We start from the raw sequence: 13,427 nt of genomic DNA on the forward strand, positions 1-13,427 counted from the left end.
CCGCACCACCCTGACGTTCGGCATGCGGCAACACCGCGCGTCTTGATTTTATGTGCACCGATCTGAACCTCTCTCCCATCACGGCCGACAGGGAGAGGGGCGAGGCTGATGGCGACCATGATCCATTTCGCAACCAACCGCAAACCGGCACCGAAGACGGTGTTTTCGGAGAGCTTCAACGACGACCCGGATGAGCTGCGCTTCGGCACCGCAAGCTTCGACGGATCAGCACTTTATCGTGCGCCGCTGGACGCGGTCGCCGCCAGTGCCGAGGTGACGATCCGGCCCGAGAATCTGGCCCGCAATCGCCTGGGCAGCACCGATGCCTTCGCCGCCATTCGCCAGGCCGTTTCCGGTAATCGCGATGTGCTGCTGTTTGTGCATGGTTACAATCACAGCTTCCGCGAGTCGCTGGGGCGGGCCGTGCAGATCCAGCAATGGCTGGCCGATGGCGGGCGGGACATGGTGATGGTTCTGTTCGCCTGGCCGTCGCTCGGCCGCGGGGGGAGCGGCCGCACCTATCGGGACGAGCGCGGCCGGGCGCAGATGTCGGGCCCGGCGCTCGGCCGGCTGCTGCTCAAGGCCGCCGATTTCCTGCGCGCCGGCCCGGCCGGGGCGGGGGAGCCCGGGGCGGTGTGCACCGCGCGGATCCACCTTCTGGCCCATAGCATGGGCAACTGGGTGCTGCGTGGGGGCATCGGCCATATGCGCACCTTCGTCGGCGACAACATTCCGCCGCTGTTCGACGAGGTGATCCTGACGGCCGCGGACGAGGACGACGACACCCTGACTGCGCCGAAAAAACTGGCACCGCTGCTGCGCGGCTGCCGCCGGGTGACGGTCTATTACAATCAGCAGGATCTGGCGCTGAAGGCGAGCGATGTGGCGATGGGCAATCCCGACCGGCTGGGCCTGTCGGGTCCGCTCAGGCCCGACACCCTGCCGGCCAAGATTGCCGCGATCAACGTTTCGCCGGCCACCCTGCGCAATCTGACCGGCGATCGGGCCTGGGAGGATGATCCGACCGGTCACCAGTATTTCCGCAACAATGCGGTGGTGCGCGCCGACATGCTGCATGTGATGACCGGCGCGCTGGACGAGGACATCCCGAACCGCAGCCGCCGCCAGGGCTGGTGGCGGCTGGGGTAGGGGAGAGATGGGCGATCAGCCGGCGGGGGCGATGCGCTTGGCGGCCCGCCGACGGTTCAGCTCCCAGATCACCGCGCCCAGAATGGTGAGCGCGATCAGGATCAGCCCCAGCGCATTGACCGCGGGGGTGACACCGGTGCGCACCTTGCTTGCGATATAGACGGTGAGCGGCGTATCGAAGCCGCGCACGAACAGGGTGGTGTTGTAGTTCTCGAAGCTCTGCAGGAAGGCGATGAAGGCGGCGGCCAGCATGGTCGGCGCCAGAAAGGGCAGGGTGATGCGGTGGAACGAGGTCCAGGGGCTGGCCCCCAGATCGCGCGCGGCTTCCTCCAGCCCGCGGTCGAAGCGCTGCAGCCGCGCCTGGACCATCAGCATCACATAGGCCGCGATATAGGTGGACTGGGCGACGATGATCAGGAACAGCCCGCCGCCGACCTCGACCTGACGCCAGAAGACCAGGGTCGAGATGCCGATGATCACGCCCGGCGTCAGCAGGGGGGAGACCATCAGCGCGAAGCCGAAGCTGCGCGCCCGCCCGCGCAGCCCGTCGAGCAGCAGGGCTGCGGCGGTGCCGACCGGCACCGTGACCGCGACCACGCCGGCCGCGGCCAGCAGGCTGGTGGTCAGCCCTTCCCACATCTGCCTGTCGGACCAGAGGGCGTCGAACCATTTGAGCGTGGTGCCGGCCCAGGGCGTGATGGTGGGCAGGCGGCTGTCGTTGAAGGTGGCCGCCCCCATCACGATCAGCGGCAGGAAGAGGTAGAACAGAAACAGGCCCAGATAGAGCCGCATCATCATGCGGCCCAGGCGGTCTTCGCCGGTGGCGGTTCCGGTGCTCATCTTGCGATGTCTCCCACGCCGACCTTGAACACCCGCATCATGATCATGATGAAGCCCATGCAGATCAGCAGCAGCACGAAGGCATAGGCCGCACCCATATGCCAGTTGCCGCCTTCGAAGAACCAGTCATAGATGATCTGGGTGAACCAGCGGCTGCCGGGCGAGCCGAGCAGGGCCGGTACGGCATAGGATCCGGCGGCGAGCATGAAGGTCATGATGCAGCCGGTGGCGATGCCGGGTTTGGCATGAGGGATCACCACCCGGCGGTGGATGCGCGGCCAGCCGGCCCCCAGATCGCGGGCGGCTTCGATCTGCGCCCGGTCCAGGCTTTCGATCGCATTGTAGATCGGGAAGACCATGAACAGCACATAGGCATAGACCATGCCGACCAGCACCGCGCCGTTGCCGTCGATCCACCGCACCGGCCGATCGATGACGCCGAGGCCTAGCAGAAGGCCGTTCAGCGGCCCGTTCAGCGCCAGGATGATGTACCAGGCGAAGGTGCGCAGCACCTCGTTGATCCAGAACGGAACGATCAGGATCAGCATCACGGTCGCCGCCCGTCTGCGGGTGGCGACCTGGGCCAGGTAATAGGCGATGGGGTAGCAGGCGACCAGGGTCAGCAGGGTGACCAGCGCGCTCGCCCAGATCGTCTTGATGAAGATGGCGAAATGGATCTGGTTCGAGAACAGCGCGGCATAATTGGCGACGCTGCGGATGTCCTCCGGCCCGCCGACCTTCGAGGGTGGCAGGTTGGGGCGCAGCGAATAGTCCAGCATCCAGAGCTGCGGCAGCACCACCAGGATCAGTACCCAGACCGCGCTGATCCCCAGAATGGCGAAGGCGAGGGCCGGGCCGCGCCGGCGGATCATGTCACCCATCGGCCAGCACCACCGCATCCTGCGGCCCGAAGGCGAGGCCGATGCGCACACCCGGCGCCAGTGGCGGCAGATTGCCGTCATTGACCAGTTGGGCCAGGAATTCGGCCGGCAGCCCCGGGCCACTGCCCTCGGGTCGGGCAACCAGATGCAGGAAGGGGCCTTCGAAGCGCTGATCGGTCACCACCGCCGGCAGGGCGCCGATGGCGGAGAGACCCTCGGCGGCGGTCAGGCGCATGCGTTCGGGGCGCACGAACAGGGCGGCCGGCTGGCCGGCCTTCAGCGGCGCGGGCGCGATGCCGGCCATCGGACCGAAGGCGGTGTCGACCACCGCCTCGTTGCCGTCCATGCCGGTCACCCGGCCGGCGATGCGGTTGGCCTCGCCCACGAAGCCCGCGACGAAGGCGGTGCGCGGCCGGTCGTAGAGTTCAGCCGGGGCTGCGACCTGCTGGACGCGGCCGGCGCTCATCACCGCCACCTCGTCTGACATGGCCAGCGCCTCGCCCTGATCATGGGTGATGTAGATGAAGGTGACGCCGGTGCGCTGCTGCAGGGCGCGGAGTTCGGCCCGCATGTGCTGGCGCAGCTTCAGATCCAGCGCTGAGAGCGGTTCGTCGAGCAGCAGAACCTGCGGCTCCACCGCCAGCGCGCGGGCGATGGCGACGCGCTGACGCTGACCGCCCGAGAGGTCGGTGACCTTCTTGTCGGCGATGCCGGGCAGGGCGATGACGTCGAGCAGCTTCTCGACCCGCTTGCGGCGCTCGGCGGAGGCGACGCCGCGCACCTCCAGGCCGAAGCCGATATTCTCGGCCACGGTCATCAGCGGGAACAGCGCCAGGTTCTGGAAGATCATGGCGGTCGGCCGCTGTTCGGGCCGCTGGCCGGCCATGTCGCGGCCACCGATCAGCACCCGGCCGGAGGTCGGCTCCAGGAACCCGCCGATCATGCGCAGCAGCGTGGTCTTGCCACAGCCCGAGGGGCCCAGGATCGAGAAGAAATGGCCGGGGGCAATGGTCAGGTCGACGTCGTCGACGGCCGCGGGGCCGGCGCCGAAGCGCATGGTGACGTGTTCAAGGGTGACGCCGTGGCTCATGGGATGCCGTTTCGTCTCCGGTGGGTGGACTCCGAAAGCGGCGCCCCCGGGCCCGGGGGCGCCGCTTCAGGCCGTTCCGGCTCAGGCGGACAGGAACTGGTCCTGATAGCCGTTGCGCTTGGCGACGAACCAGCTTTCCTGCACCGGCCACCACCACAGCTTGTCCAGCGCGTCGCCCGGATAGGCGGCGGCGAAGAAGGCCTTGTTCTCGGGCGTCAGCAGCGCATCGGCGCCCTTGACGGTGGAGTTGTAGCCCATGTGGTTGGCCAGCATCGCGCCCGCTTCCGGGGTCAGCAGCCAGTTGATGAAGGCATAGGCGTTGTCGAGATTCGGCGCCTTCGAAGTGAGGCACACGCCTTCCATCCAGGCCAGCGCGCCTTCCTTGGGCGCCACATAGCCGAAGGGCAGGCCTTCCTTGGACAGGGCCAGCGACGACGAATCCCAGGTCTGGCCGATCACGCAGCCATTGGCGCGGAAGGCGCCCTGGGCCTCATTTTCGTTGCTCCAGAACTGGCCGACATTCTTCTTGTGCTTGATGGCCTCGGCGATGATGACGTCGTAGTTCTTCGTCATCGTGGCCTCGTCCTTGAAGCTGTCGCGATAGGGCGCGGGCAGCTTGCCTTCGGATTCGAGCCAGAGACCCAGGCCGGCGAGCGCCGAATGGGCGCGGACGGTGACCTTGCCGGCGAAGTCCGGCTTCCACAGGTCGCCGAAGCTGGCCTTGCCGTATTCCAGCGGCGCCTGCTGCTTATGGAAGGTCAGCGCCTCGGTGCCCCAGTCGACCGGCACGATATAGCGCTTGCCGCCGATCACGCCGCCCATGCCGGCCGAGCCCGAAATGGTGGCGGGCAGCAGGCGGTCGAAGGCGACCTTGCCCTCGTCGATCGGCTGCACCAGCTCGAACTCGACATAGTTGGGCACGCGGTCGACGGTCGGCCAGATGATGTCGAAACCGCCGCCCTGGCTGGCGCGGAGCTGGTTCAGCAGCTCGTCATTGGTGCCGTATTCGGTGCGCACCGGGGTGATGCCGGTGGCCGATTTGAAGGCGTCCAGCATCTCGTCGGTGACATAGCCGGCCCAGGCGAAGATCCGGACCTCGCCACCCGCCGCGCGGGCCGGGTTCAGGATCGCCGGGCCCGTGAGGGCGAGGGCGGCGCCGCCGAGAGCCGAGGCCTTGAGCAGGCCACGGCGGGTGAAGGCACGGGCCGCGGCGGCGGTCCCGGCCGCCACGGAGTTGGCATCGACCTTGTCGGTCATCGTCGGCTCCTCTCGAACGCAGTCTGGATCCGGCACCGGGGCGTATCGCCCGACCCGGAGGGCTTCTCAGGCAGGGGCTGCGGAGGGTGACGTCGCGACCGGTGCAGATCTCCCGTCGACGGACTGCCGGTGTAGGCCGGCTCTCCCGCTCCCCGAAACGCCGTACGCTGCGCCCGATAGCATCGCACGTCACCGATCATTCGCAAAGTCGGGACCGCGCCACCTGTGGTGGTGGCTGCTCCCGGTTGCGCCAGACGTCCGTCCCGCTCCCTGATCTGGCGCACCATAGTCCGATTGCGTGTCGCTTTTTTGACGACCCGGTATCGATCCGTGACACCGCCGCGAATTTCGGCTTCCGCCGTGGCGCAGGGCCGGCCCGGGCGCTAAACTTCGGCTCCGGAGCCCGTGCTGCCCGCCACGCGGATTGTGCATCTGCGGTGCCGGGGCTCCGGCGCGCGACACCGGACGTTCCGGGGTCCCGGAGCGTCTGACACCTTGGAACGAGGGAAGCCGGCCGATGAAGACGATACTGGTCCCCATGCATGGCGACGATGGCGACGCCGTGGCGCTCGAGACCGCCCATTCCGTCGCGCAGCATTTCAAGAGCCATATCGAAGCCCTGCTGATCCGCCACGATCCGCAGATCCTGGCCGGCGACGGCCTGGTCATCCCGTCGGACTATCTGGTCGAGATGGGCAATCGCTGGCAGAACATGGCCGAGCGGGTGCGCAAGGTCTATGAGGAGACGGTCACCCGGCTGGGCATTCAGAAGGCCGAGATCGACGCCGGCGGTGCCGCACTCGGCTGCCCGACCGCATCCTGGCGCGAGCTTTCGGGCCAGGAAGCCGAGGTGGTCGGCCATCAGTCGCGGGTCTTCGATCTGACCATCGTCGCCCGCCCCGACGATCCGGCGCGCGATCTCTGGCGGGTGACCGCCGAGGCGGTGCTGTTCGACGGCGGCCGGCCGGTTCTGGTCACCCCGCAGGCCCCGCGCGCCGAGCTGGGCCGCAAGGTGCTGGTCGCCTGGAACGGCAGCACCGAAACCGCGCAATGCGTGGCCATGGCGATGCCCTGGCTGACCACCGCCGACGAGGTGCTGGTGCTGGCGGTGAAGGGCGGCATGGTGCCCGGCCCCTCGGCCGAGGAACTGGCGCGGCATCTGGCCCGCAACGGGGTCGCTGCCGGCGCGCGCACGCTGGACGAGGGCGACCGCAGCGTCGCCGAGGTGATCATCGCCGAGGCCCATGCCATGGGCGCCGACCTGATCGTGAAGGGTGCCTATACCCAGAGCCGCTTCCGGCAGATGATCTTCGGCGGCGTCACCAACGACCTGCTGCACCGTTCGCCGCTGCCGGTGCTGTTCGCGCATTGATGTCGGAACCGGAGCGAGGCTCAGCCCTCGCTCCGGCCCGATGCGGCACTTCCTGCAAGGCCGGCCTCGATCCGCGGCAGGCGGGTCCAGGCGTGTGCGGCCCCCGCCGCCGCGATCAGGGCGGCCGCGAGCAGGGGCGGGGTGATGCCGACCAGATCGGCGGCGCTGCCGATGGCGAGCGCGCCCAGCGCCGGCACGCCGCGCATGACAACGAGATAAAGCCCGATCACCCGGCCCCGGCGGTCGGGCGGCGCATGCAGCTGCAGCAGGGTCTGGATCGAGATGCCGTTCGAGGTGATGGCGAAGCCGACCAGGGTCAGCAGGGCGATCGCCACCGGTTCGGTGGGGGCAAGGGCCGACAGCGCCGTACCGGCGGCGCCGAGGGCGGTGGCCACCACCGCCACCTGCACCAGGCGTCGTTCGCCCGCGCCGATCGCCATCCACAGCCCTGCCGCCAGCGCGCCGATGCCGATGGCGGCGGTGAAGGCGGCATAGCCGCCGGCACCGGCACCGAAATGGCCATCGGCCAGGGCCGGCAGGATCTCTGGCAAAGCGCGGGCGCCGAGGCTGGCGAAACAGAGCAGAGCGAGCAGCGGGCCGATACCCCCATGGCGCACGGCGAAGGCCAGGCCGTCGCGGAAATCGGCGATCAGGCCGGGGCGGGTGGCGGTGCGCGCACGGCCGCTGCCGGCATCTTCCGCCACCGGCACGCGCAGGCGGATCAGCTGCACCAGGAACAGGATCAGCGTCAGCGGATAGGCGGCGAAAGCGGCCGTGCCGTCCTCCAGCGCCAGCAGCGGGGCGGCGATCGCCGGGCCCAGGAAGCGCGCCAGGTTAAAGAGGCTGGCATTCAGCGCGACGGCGGCGGGCAGATCGTCGCGCGGCACCAGTTCGGGCACCAGCGCCAGACGTGCCGGCTGACCGAAGGCCGTGACCACGCCCAGCACCAGACCCAGCGCCACCAGCCAGCCGATGGTGATCAGCCCGGTCGCCACCAGGGTGAAGGCGGTCAGAGACTGGACCAGCATCAGGCCCTGGGTGGCGATGATCAGCCGGCGGCGGTCCAGCCGGTCGGCCAGCGCGCCGACCGCGGGGCTCAGGATCACCGTCGGCAGCAGTTCGCACATGGCGAGCACGCCCAGCCAGGCGCCGGACCCCGTCAGCTTCCAGGCCATCCAGCCGATGGCGAGGCGCTGCACCCACATGCCGATCAGCGAGGTGGCATTGCCGATCGTATACTGGCGATAGGCGGGTGCGGCGAGCGCACGGAAAAGCGGCTTCAGCCGGTTGCGGGCCATGGGGGCGTGGGTCCGGGAGCGGTTGGTGCCGGACGGTCACGCCCGGGCAGGTATGCCCCGGGATTGTGGGCCGGCCATGGCGGGGATCGCAAGCCCGGTGACGGGGGCGGCCCGCAGCCATGCGCAGGACGCAGGCTTGATCCCGCCGCCCGGCTCGGGCATGGTCCGGCGTCAGGACGGGAACCAGGACGGGAACCAGGGGGGAGAGGGCAGCTGCCATGACCATCGGGGCGGAACGGCCCAGGATCGAGGCGATCCTGTTCGACAAGGACGGCACGCTGGTCGATTTCGATGCCAGCTGGGGCCCTGTCAATCGCCGGGTCGCCGAGCGTCTGGCGCGGGGCGATCTCCGCCTGGCTCATCGCCTGCTTGAAGCGGCCGGCCACGATCCCGAAACTGACCGGGTGCTGCCCGGATCCCTGTTTGCCATGGGCGACAGCATCAGCCTGGCGCGGGCCTGGTCGCCCTTCCTGCCCGGCCAGCCGGATGCGCTGCGGCTGTCGCGAGAGATCGACCGCATGTTCGTGAGCTTCGGCGCCGGCGCGGCCCAACCGGTCTGCGACCTGCCGGCGCTGTTCGGCGCATTGCGCGCCGGCGGCCTGCGGCTCGGCATCGCCACCAATGACAGCGCCGCAGGGGCCGAGGCCCTGGTCGCCCAGTGCGGGCTGCATGCCCATCTGGATTTCGTCGCCGGCTATGACAGCGGCCATGGCGCCAAGCCCGGGCCGGGCATGCTGACCGCCTTTGCCGCAACGATCGGCCGGCCGGCTTCGGTTGTGGCCGTGGTGGGCGACAGCCTGCACGACGTCGCCCTGGCGCGGGCGGGTGGCGCGGGACTTGCCGTGGTGGTGAAGGGCGGGGCGCGCATCGACCCCACGGTCGCTGCGGCCGCCGATCTGGTGCTTGACCGGCTTGAGGATGTAACCGGGCTGGTCCCGAAGCTCGCGGCCGGCTGAGCGGTCGGCTCACCCGAGAGCGGGGGCCGCCAGAAACAGGATCACCATCCCGGCCGCAAGCCCCGGGCCGAAAGGCAGGCGGCGGTCGGCCGAGACCTTGACCGCGAGCAGCCCCGCCAGGGCGACGGTGAGTGCGGCCCCCAGCGCCAGCCCCCAGGGCAGCGCCGCGCCCAGCCAGGCGCCGCCGGCGGCCGCCAGTTTCACATCCCCCATGCCGATGCCGTCGCGCCCGCGCCCCAGCCGATAGGCCATGGCGACCAGCCACATGCCGCCGAAGCCCGCGGCTGCGGCGAGCGCGCGCTCGCCCAGTGCGGCATCATCGGGAGAGGCGAGCAGGCCCAGGATCAGCAGCCCCCAGGTCAGCGGATCGGGCAGGCGGCCCTGGAGCAGATCTGCCGCGCCGAGTGCGGCACAGCCGGCGGCCAGGATGGCGACCTGTGCCGGCGGCGCGGGCGAGCCGATCAGCAGGCCGACCAGAACCGCCAGGGCGGCGAGCAGCCCGGCACCCAGGGCGGCACGGCCGGGGGAGGCCGGCGGCGTCCAGCCGAAGCCGTCTGCCTCGGGTGCGATCGCCCCTGCATCCTGCCGGTCCTGCTGATGCCGCCAGGCCTCGGCATCCGCTTCGGCCGTGGTGGCGCGGCGGCCGCGGGTGATCAGGCGGCGGAGATGGTCGACGCGCGATCTGACGGGGCCGGCGCGGCCTTCATTGCGGGCGATGGCGGCGGCGATGGCATAGCGGGCAAGGCCCCAGCCACCCGCGGCAGCGGCGAGCGTCGGAACCAGGCCCTGGATCATGCCGCTCATCGCCACCTCCCCATCACAGGCTACATCATCGGCATCGTTCAGCGTGGCGGCAGGGCCGCCGTGCCGGCATCGATCGCCCAGACCACCAGCTCCTGCAGGAACCGGTCGGTCGCGGCGTCGAAGGCGTTGATCACCGGCTGCACGCCGTCGGTCACGGCCGGCTGGCGGATCTCGAACCGTTTCTGGGCCACGATCCGCCGGTCGGGCATGGTGACCAGCCGGGTGTTGACCTCCAGCCGGATCACCGGTGCGCCCGCGCCTTCGGCCGGGTACTGCGCCTGATAGTTCAGCAGTTCCGACTGCAGGGTGAAATCGGGCCTGAGCCCGACCGAGGCCGGCGCCACCGAGACATGCGAGCGGGCATTCAGGAAGGCATCGACCATCAGCGACTGCATCATGCCGGTGGTGCGGTCGGTCCAGTTGGCCTTGGCGAAATAGCCGATCTCGGACCGGCCGCGCTGCAACACCACCCGCGAGGTGTCGAGGGCGGCGGAAGCCGTGGGCCGTTCGACCGACAGCTGCCAGTCCGGGCCGCCGGTCGCCACCCCCGGGATCTGTTCGGGCGCGGTCAGACGATAGAGCTGCGGCGGATCGCCGAGCAGCAGCGAGCCCGGCGAGCAGGCGGAGAGGACGAGCGCCGCGGTGGCGGCGAGCATGCCGGTCCGCAACACGGCGCGACGGTTGATCTGGGGTGCGGTCGCGTCAGTCACCGGGGGTGTATCCCTGTTGCTGGCCGCCGAGCAGGAAGCGCTGCGGGTCGCGCTCGATCTGCACGGCGAGGCTGTTCAAGGTGGTGACGAGGCTGCGGGCCTCGGCCAGCAGCGCCGTCAGTTCATAAAGGCCGTTGGACGTAAAGTCGTTGATCGGCGTGCGGTTTTCGTCGATCAGGCTGTTGAGGTTGCGGTTGGTGCCGCGCAGCTCGGTGAGCAGGGCCGTGGCCCCCTGGTCGACATTGCCGACGGTGGTCCGCAACTCGGTGAGCGTCCGGCTCAGCTGACTGTCGAGATTGCCGGCGGTGCCTTCGAGCTTCGTCATCATGCCGTCGAAGCGCTCGGCGGCGGCGCGGGCGGCGGCGACCGTCGCCTCGGCATCGGCCATCACCTTGTCGAGCCGCTCGGGGTTCTGCGCGATCGCGCCGCTCACCGTCTTCAGATCCGACAGGGTGGCGGTGATCATGGCCCGGTTTTCGGGACCGAAGACCTCGTTGGCCTGATCGAGCAGGGTGATGGCGCGTGAGATCAGATCGGGGGCGCCGGCGATGATCTGGTCGATCCGCGAGGCCTTGGACGGGATCACCCGATGGCCGCTGGGGCTTTCGGCCCGTATCCCCGTGGTGGCGAGTGCACCGGAATCGTCGGTATCGAGCAGGATATAGGCGCCGCCGGTGATGCCCTGCAGGGCGAGTGTCGCCACGGTATTGGGACCGATCGGCGTGGTCTCGGCGATGTCGGCGGTGACCAGGATGTAATCCGGGTTCTGGGGCGCGATGCGGATCGAGGAGATCTGCCCCACCGGAATGCCCCGATAGCTGACCGGATCGCCGGTCCTGAGGCCGGTGATCGCCTGGGCGAAGAAGATGTCGTATTGGGTATAGGACTGGTCGGAGCGGCTGCCCGCCACCCAGAGCACGAAGCCCACGAGCCCGATGAGCAGGACCAGCACGAAGCTGCCGACGATCAGATGATTGGCACGGGTTTCCATCGGTGTCGTCCCCGGTGTTCAACGGGCCGGCGGCGCATCCGGCCGCGCATCGGTCGGGGGATCGCCGGCGGTGGCCCGCGGCATCTCCGTCGCCCTGAGCGCGGCGCGGCCGCGCGGCCCGCCGAAATAGGATTGCAGCCATGGATGCGGGTCGCGGGCAAGCTCGGCGATCGGCGCAATGCGGATCTGCTTGTCGACGAGCGCTGCGACCCGGTCGCAGATGGCGTGCAGGGTGTCGAGGTCGTGGGTGACCAGCATGACGGTCACCCCCAGCGCATGGTTGAGGTCCAGGATCAGCTGGTCGAAGCCCTCGGCCGAAATCGGATCGAGGCCGGCGGTCGGCTCGTCGAGCAGGAGAAGCTCGGGGTCGAGCGCCAGCGCCCGGGCAAGGCCGGCGCGCTTGCGCATGCCGCCCGAAAGTTCCGAGGGCAGCTTGCCGCCATCCCCCGGCTTGAGGCCCACCAGCACCAGCTTCTCGATCGCGAGCCGGTGCGCGGTGTCGGCCCGGACATTGGCATGTTCGATCAGCGGCATGGCGACGTTTTCCGCGATGGTCAGCTGGCTGAACAGCGCGCCGTCCTGGAACAGCATGCCCATGCGCCGCTGGCGGCGGCTGCGCGCGGCATCGTCGGAGCCGGTGATCTCTTCGCCCAGCAGGCGGATGCGGCCCTTGGCCGGATGGATCAGGCCCAGGATCGTCCGCAGCATCACCGACTTGCCCGAGCCTGAGCCGCCGACCACGCCCATGATCTCGCCGCGATCGACGGTGAAGCTCAGATGATCGTGGATGACGGTGCTGCCGAAACGGGTCACCAGACCGTCGACCTCGACGATGGGTTCCCCGGATGGCTTGCGTGTCGAACTGGTCATGTCCTCACACCCCCAGGATCGAGAACAGGACCGAGAACAGCGCGTCGAGCAGGATCACCACGAACACGCCTTCGACCACCGAGGCCGTCGTCGCCCGGCCGACGGCCGCCGCCGAGCGGCCGACCCGGAGGCCCTGGAAGCAGCCGATCACCGCGATCATGGCCGCGAAGATCGGCGCCTTGACCATGCCGACCAGGAAGGTGGTCAGCGTGATCGCCGTGCCGAGCTGGCGGAAATACTGCGAAAACGAGATGTCGAGCGCGAGCAGCGCCATCACCGCGCCGCCGAAGATGCCCATCATGTCGGCGAAGAAGGTGAGCAGCGGCAGGGTGATCATCAGCGCCAGCATGCGCGGCATCACCAGCATGTCGACCGGGTCGAGGCCCAGCGTGCGGATCGCATCGACCTCTTCATTCAGCGTCATCGAGCCGATCTCGGCGGTGAAGGCACTGCCCGAGCGGCCGGCGACGATGATCGCCGTCAACAGGATGCCCATTTCGCGCAGCACGCCGACGCCGACCAGATTGACGGTGAAGATCTCGGCGCCGAACTGGCGGAGCTGGTCTGCACCCTGATAGGCCAGCACCACGCCGATCAGAAAGCCCAGCAGGCCCACGATCGGCATGGCGTCCAGGCCCGTGCGCTCGATATGGCTGACCAGCGCCGTCCAGCGCATCCGCCTTGGCTGGAAGACGGTGCGCATCAGCGCGATGGTCACCAGGCCGATGAAGGCCACCAGGTCGCGCGCTTCCTTGAACGCCCCGATCGTGGCGCGGCCCAGGGTTTCGACCATGCCGAGGAAGCCGCCGGCACGGCGGCGGGTGCCGCAATCGACCGAGGCGGCCGGCATCAAGGTCTTCAGCAGGTCGCGATGGCGGTCGTCGCCGCCGGCGACCGCCAGCCGGCCGTCGGTTTCTTCAGGGGCTTCCGAGACACCGGCGAGGGTCAGCAGCATCAGCCCGCCATTGGCGTCCATGGCGGTGACGTCGCCGATATCGATCTCGCCTGCCGGCGGTTCCTTGCCCCGCCGGATCCGCTCGATCCGGTCGAGCCTTGCGGTCGTCCAGTCGCCGCGAACCACCAGCCTGCGCCCGTGGGGGCCGTCGGTCCAGCTGGCCTCGGGCCATCGGGTCTCGGGCGAATTGGTCTGTGTGATGTCGGAAGCGTCGGATCGACGCGGTCCGGCGCCTGTCGGCATGCACCTCTCCC

13 protein-coding genes are annotated in these 13,427 nt (G+C 69.4%); 3 read left to right on the top strand and 10 right to left on the bottom strand.

All coding sequences use genetic code 11. The features are described 5' to 3' along the window. Positions 1–108 precede the first annotated feature (108 nt). On the top strand, positions 109–1,149 hold the full coding sequence (locus CMO28_RS07455; protein WP_296711876.1) for an alpha/beta hydrolase: 1,041 nt from the start codon (positions 109–111) through the stop codon (positions 1,147–1,149). A 15-nt stretch (positions 1,150–1,164) separates the two neighbouring features. Here the strand turns inward: CMO28_RS07455 and CMO28_RS07460 are convergent, their stop codons facing one another. The 4 genes from CMO28_RS07460 to CMO28_RS07475 all read right to left on the bottom strand — a co-directional run bounded on the left by CMO28_RS07460 (position 1,165) and on the right by CMO28_RS07475 (position 5,217). Next, positions 1,165–1,989 (bottom strand): ABC transporter permease, encoded by an 825-nt coding sequence (locus CMO28_RS07460; RefSeq protein WP_296711879.1) that lies wholly within the window; start codon positions 1,987–1,989, stop codon positions 1,165–1,167. After that, positions 1,986–2,870 carry an ABC transporter permease gene (locus tag CMO28_RS07465; protein ID WP_296711883.1) on the bottom strand — a complete coding sequence of 295 codons (885 nt, stop codon included), beginning with the start codon at positions 2,868–2,870 and terminating at the stop codon, positions 1,986–1,988. Before CMO28_RS07465 ends, CMO28_RS07460 begins: the two co-directional genes overlap by 4 nt. Beyond that, on the bottom strand, positions 2,863–3,960 hold the full coding sequence (locus CMO28_RS07470; protein WP_296711886.1) for an ABC transporter ATP-binding protein: 1,098 nt from the start codon (positions 3,958–3,960) through the stop codon (positions 2,863–2,865). The genes CMO28_RS07465 and CMO28_RS07470 overlap by 8 nt, the downstream gene beginning before the upstream one ends. Positions 3,961–4,041: 81 nt before the next feature. Continuing rightward, positions 4,042–5,217 (bottom strand): extracellular solute-binding protein, encoded by a 1,176-nt coding sequence (locus CMO28_RS07475; protein ID WP_296711889.1) that lies wholly within the window; start codon positions 5,215–5,217, stop codon positions 4,042–4,044. 517 nt (positions 5,218–5,734) lie between these two features. On the opposite strand from CMO28_RS07475, the gene CMO28_RS07480 reads away from it, so the two are divergent. Continuing rightward, positions 5,735–6,589 carry a universal stress protein gene (locus tag CMO28_RS07480; protein WP_051045321.1) on the top strand — a complete coding sequence of 285 codons (855 nt, stop codon included), beginning with the start codon at positions 5,735–5,737 and terminating at the stop codon, positions 6,587–6,589. Positions 6,590–6,609: 20 nt separating this feature from the next. On the opposite strand, the gene CMO28_RS07485 is transcribed toward CMO28_RS07480, so the two are convergent. Continuing rightward, positions 6,610–7,887 carry an MFS transporter gene (locus CMO28_RS07485; RefSeq protein ID WP_296711896.1) on the bottom strand — a complete coding sequence of 426 codons (1,278 nt, stop codon included), beginning with the start codon at positions 7,885–7,887 and terminating at the stop codon, positions 6,610–6,612. A 218-nt stretch (positions 7,888–8,105) separates the two neighbouring features. Here CMO28_RS07485 and CMO28_RS07490 point away from each other — a divergent pair, with 218 nt between their 5' ends. Beyond that, positions 8,106–8,843 carry an HAD family hydrolase gene (locus CMO28_RS07490; protein ID WP_296711899.1) on the top strand — a complete coding sequence of 246 codons (738 nt, stop codon included), beginning with the start codon at positions 8,106–8,108 and terminating at the stop codon, positions 8,841–8,843. A gap of 9 nt (positions 8,844–8,852) precedes the next feature. Here CMO28_RS07490 and CMO28_RS07495 read toward each other — a convergent pair whose 3' ends face one another. The 5 genes from CMO28_RS07495 to CMO28_RS07515 are packed head-to-tail and all read right to left on the bottom strand — an operon-like array spanning position 8,853 to position 13,416. Continuing rightward, entirely contained in the window at positions 8,853–9,647 is a 795-nt protein-coding gene (locus CMO28_RS07495; protein WP_296711902.1) for a prepilin peptidase, read from the bottom strand. Between the two features lie 38 nt (positions 9,648–9,685). Further along, positions 9,686–10,357 (bottom strand): ABC-type transport auxiliary lipoprotein family protein, encoded by a 672-nt coding sequence (locus CMO28_RS07500; RefSeq protein ID WP_014744916.1) that lies wholly within the window; start codon positions 10,355–10,357, stop codon positions 9,686–9,688. After that, positions 10,350–11,348, bottom strand: coding sequence for an MlaD family protein (locus tag CMO28_RS07505; RefSeq protein WP_296711907.1), 999 nt, complete (start codon positions 11,346–11,348; stop codon positions 10,350–10,352). The genes CMO28_RS07500 and CMO28_RS07505 overlap by 8 nt, the downstream gene beginning before the upstream one ends. 18 nt (positions 11,349–11,366) lie before the next feature. Continuing rightward, complete coding sequence (locus CMO28_RS07510; RefSeq protein WP_296711909.1) at positions 11,367–12,218, bottom strand: ABC transporter ATP-binding protein; 852 nt, start codon at positions 12,216–12,218, stop codon at positions 11,367–11,369. A gap of 4 nt (positions 12,219–12,222) precedes the next feature. Beyond that, on the bottom strand, positions 12,223–13,416 hold the full coding sequence (locus CMO28_RS07515) for an MlaE family ABC transporter permease (RefSeq protein WP_296711913.1): 1,194 nt from the start codon (positions 13,414–13,416) through the stop codon (positions 12,223–12,225). Positions 13,417–13,427: the final 11 nt, after the last annotated feature.

The organism is Tistrella sp. (assembly GCF_002684955.1).
In the GTDB taxonomy this organism is placed as follows: domain Bacteria; phylum Pseudomonadota; class Alphaproteobacteria; order Tistrellales; family Tistrellaceae; genus Tistrella; species Tistrella mobilis.

Excerpts from the sequence above, each read along its gene's own strand:
- CMO28_RS07455 (WP_296711876.1), top strand. The coding sequence starts at position 109 with ATGGCGACCATGATCCATTTCGCAACCAACCGCAAACCGGCACCGAAG.
- CMO28_RS07460 (WP_296711879.1), bottom strand. The coding sequence starts at position 1,989 with ATGAGCACCGGAACCGCCACCGGCGAAGACCGCCTGGGCCGCATGATG.
- CMO28_RS07465 (WP_296711883.1), bottom strand. The coding sequence starts at position 2,870 with ATGGGTGACATGATCCGCCGGCGCGGCCCGGCCCTCGCCTTCGCCATT.
- CMO28_RS07470 (WP_296711886.1), bottom strand. The coding sequence starts at position 3,960 with ATGAGCCACGGCGTCACCCTTGAACACGTCACCATGCGCTTCGGCGCC.
- CMO28_RS07475 (WP_296711889.1), bottom strand. The coding sequence starts at position 5,217 with ATGACCGACAAGGTCGATGCCAACTCCGTGGCGGCCGGGACCGCCGCC.
- CMO28_RS07480 (WP_051045321.1), top strand. The coding sequence starts at position 5,735 with ATGAAGACGATACTGGTCCCCATGCATGGCGACGATGGCGACGCCGTG.
- CMO28_RS07485 (WP_296711896.1), bottom strand. The coding sequence starts at position 7,887 with ATGGCCCGCAACCGGCTGAAGCCGCTTTTCCGTGCGCTCGCCGCACCC.
- CMO28_RS07490 (WP_296711899.1), top strand. The coding sequence starts at position 8,106 with ATGACCATCGGGGCGGAACGGCCCAGGATCGAGGCGATCCTGTTCGAC.
- CMO28_RS07495 (WP_296711902.1), bottom strand. The coding sequence starts at position 9,647 with ATGAGCGGCATGATCCAGGGCCTGGTTCCGACGCTCGCCGCTGCCGCG.
- CMO28_RS07505 (WP_296711907.1), bottom strand. The coding sequence starts at position 11,348 with ATGGAAACCCGTGCCAATCATCTGATCGTCGGCAGCTTCGTGCTGGTC.
- CMO28_RS07510 (WP_296711909.1), bottom strand. The coding sequence starts at position 12,218 with ATGACCAGTTCGACACGCAAGCCATCCGGGGAACCCATCGTCGAGGTC.
- CMO28_RS07515 (WP_296711913.1), bottom strand. The coding sequence starts at position 13,416 with ATGCCGACAGGCGCCGGACCGCGTCGATCCGACGCTTCCGACATCACA.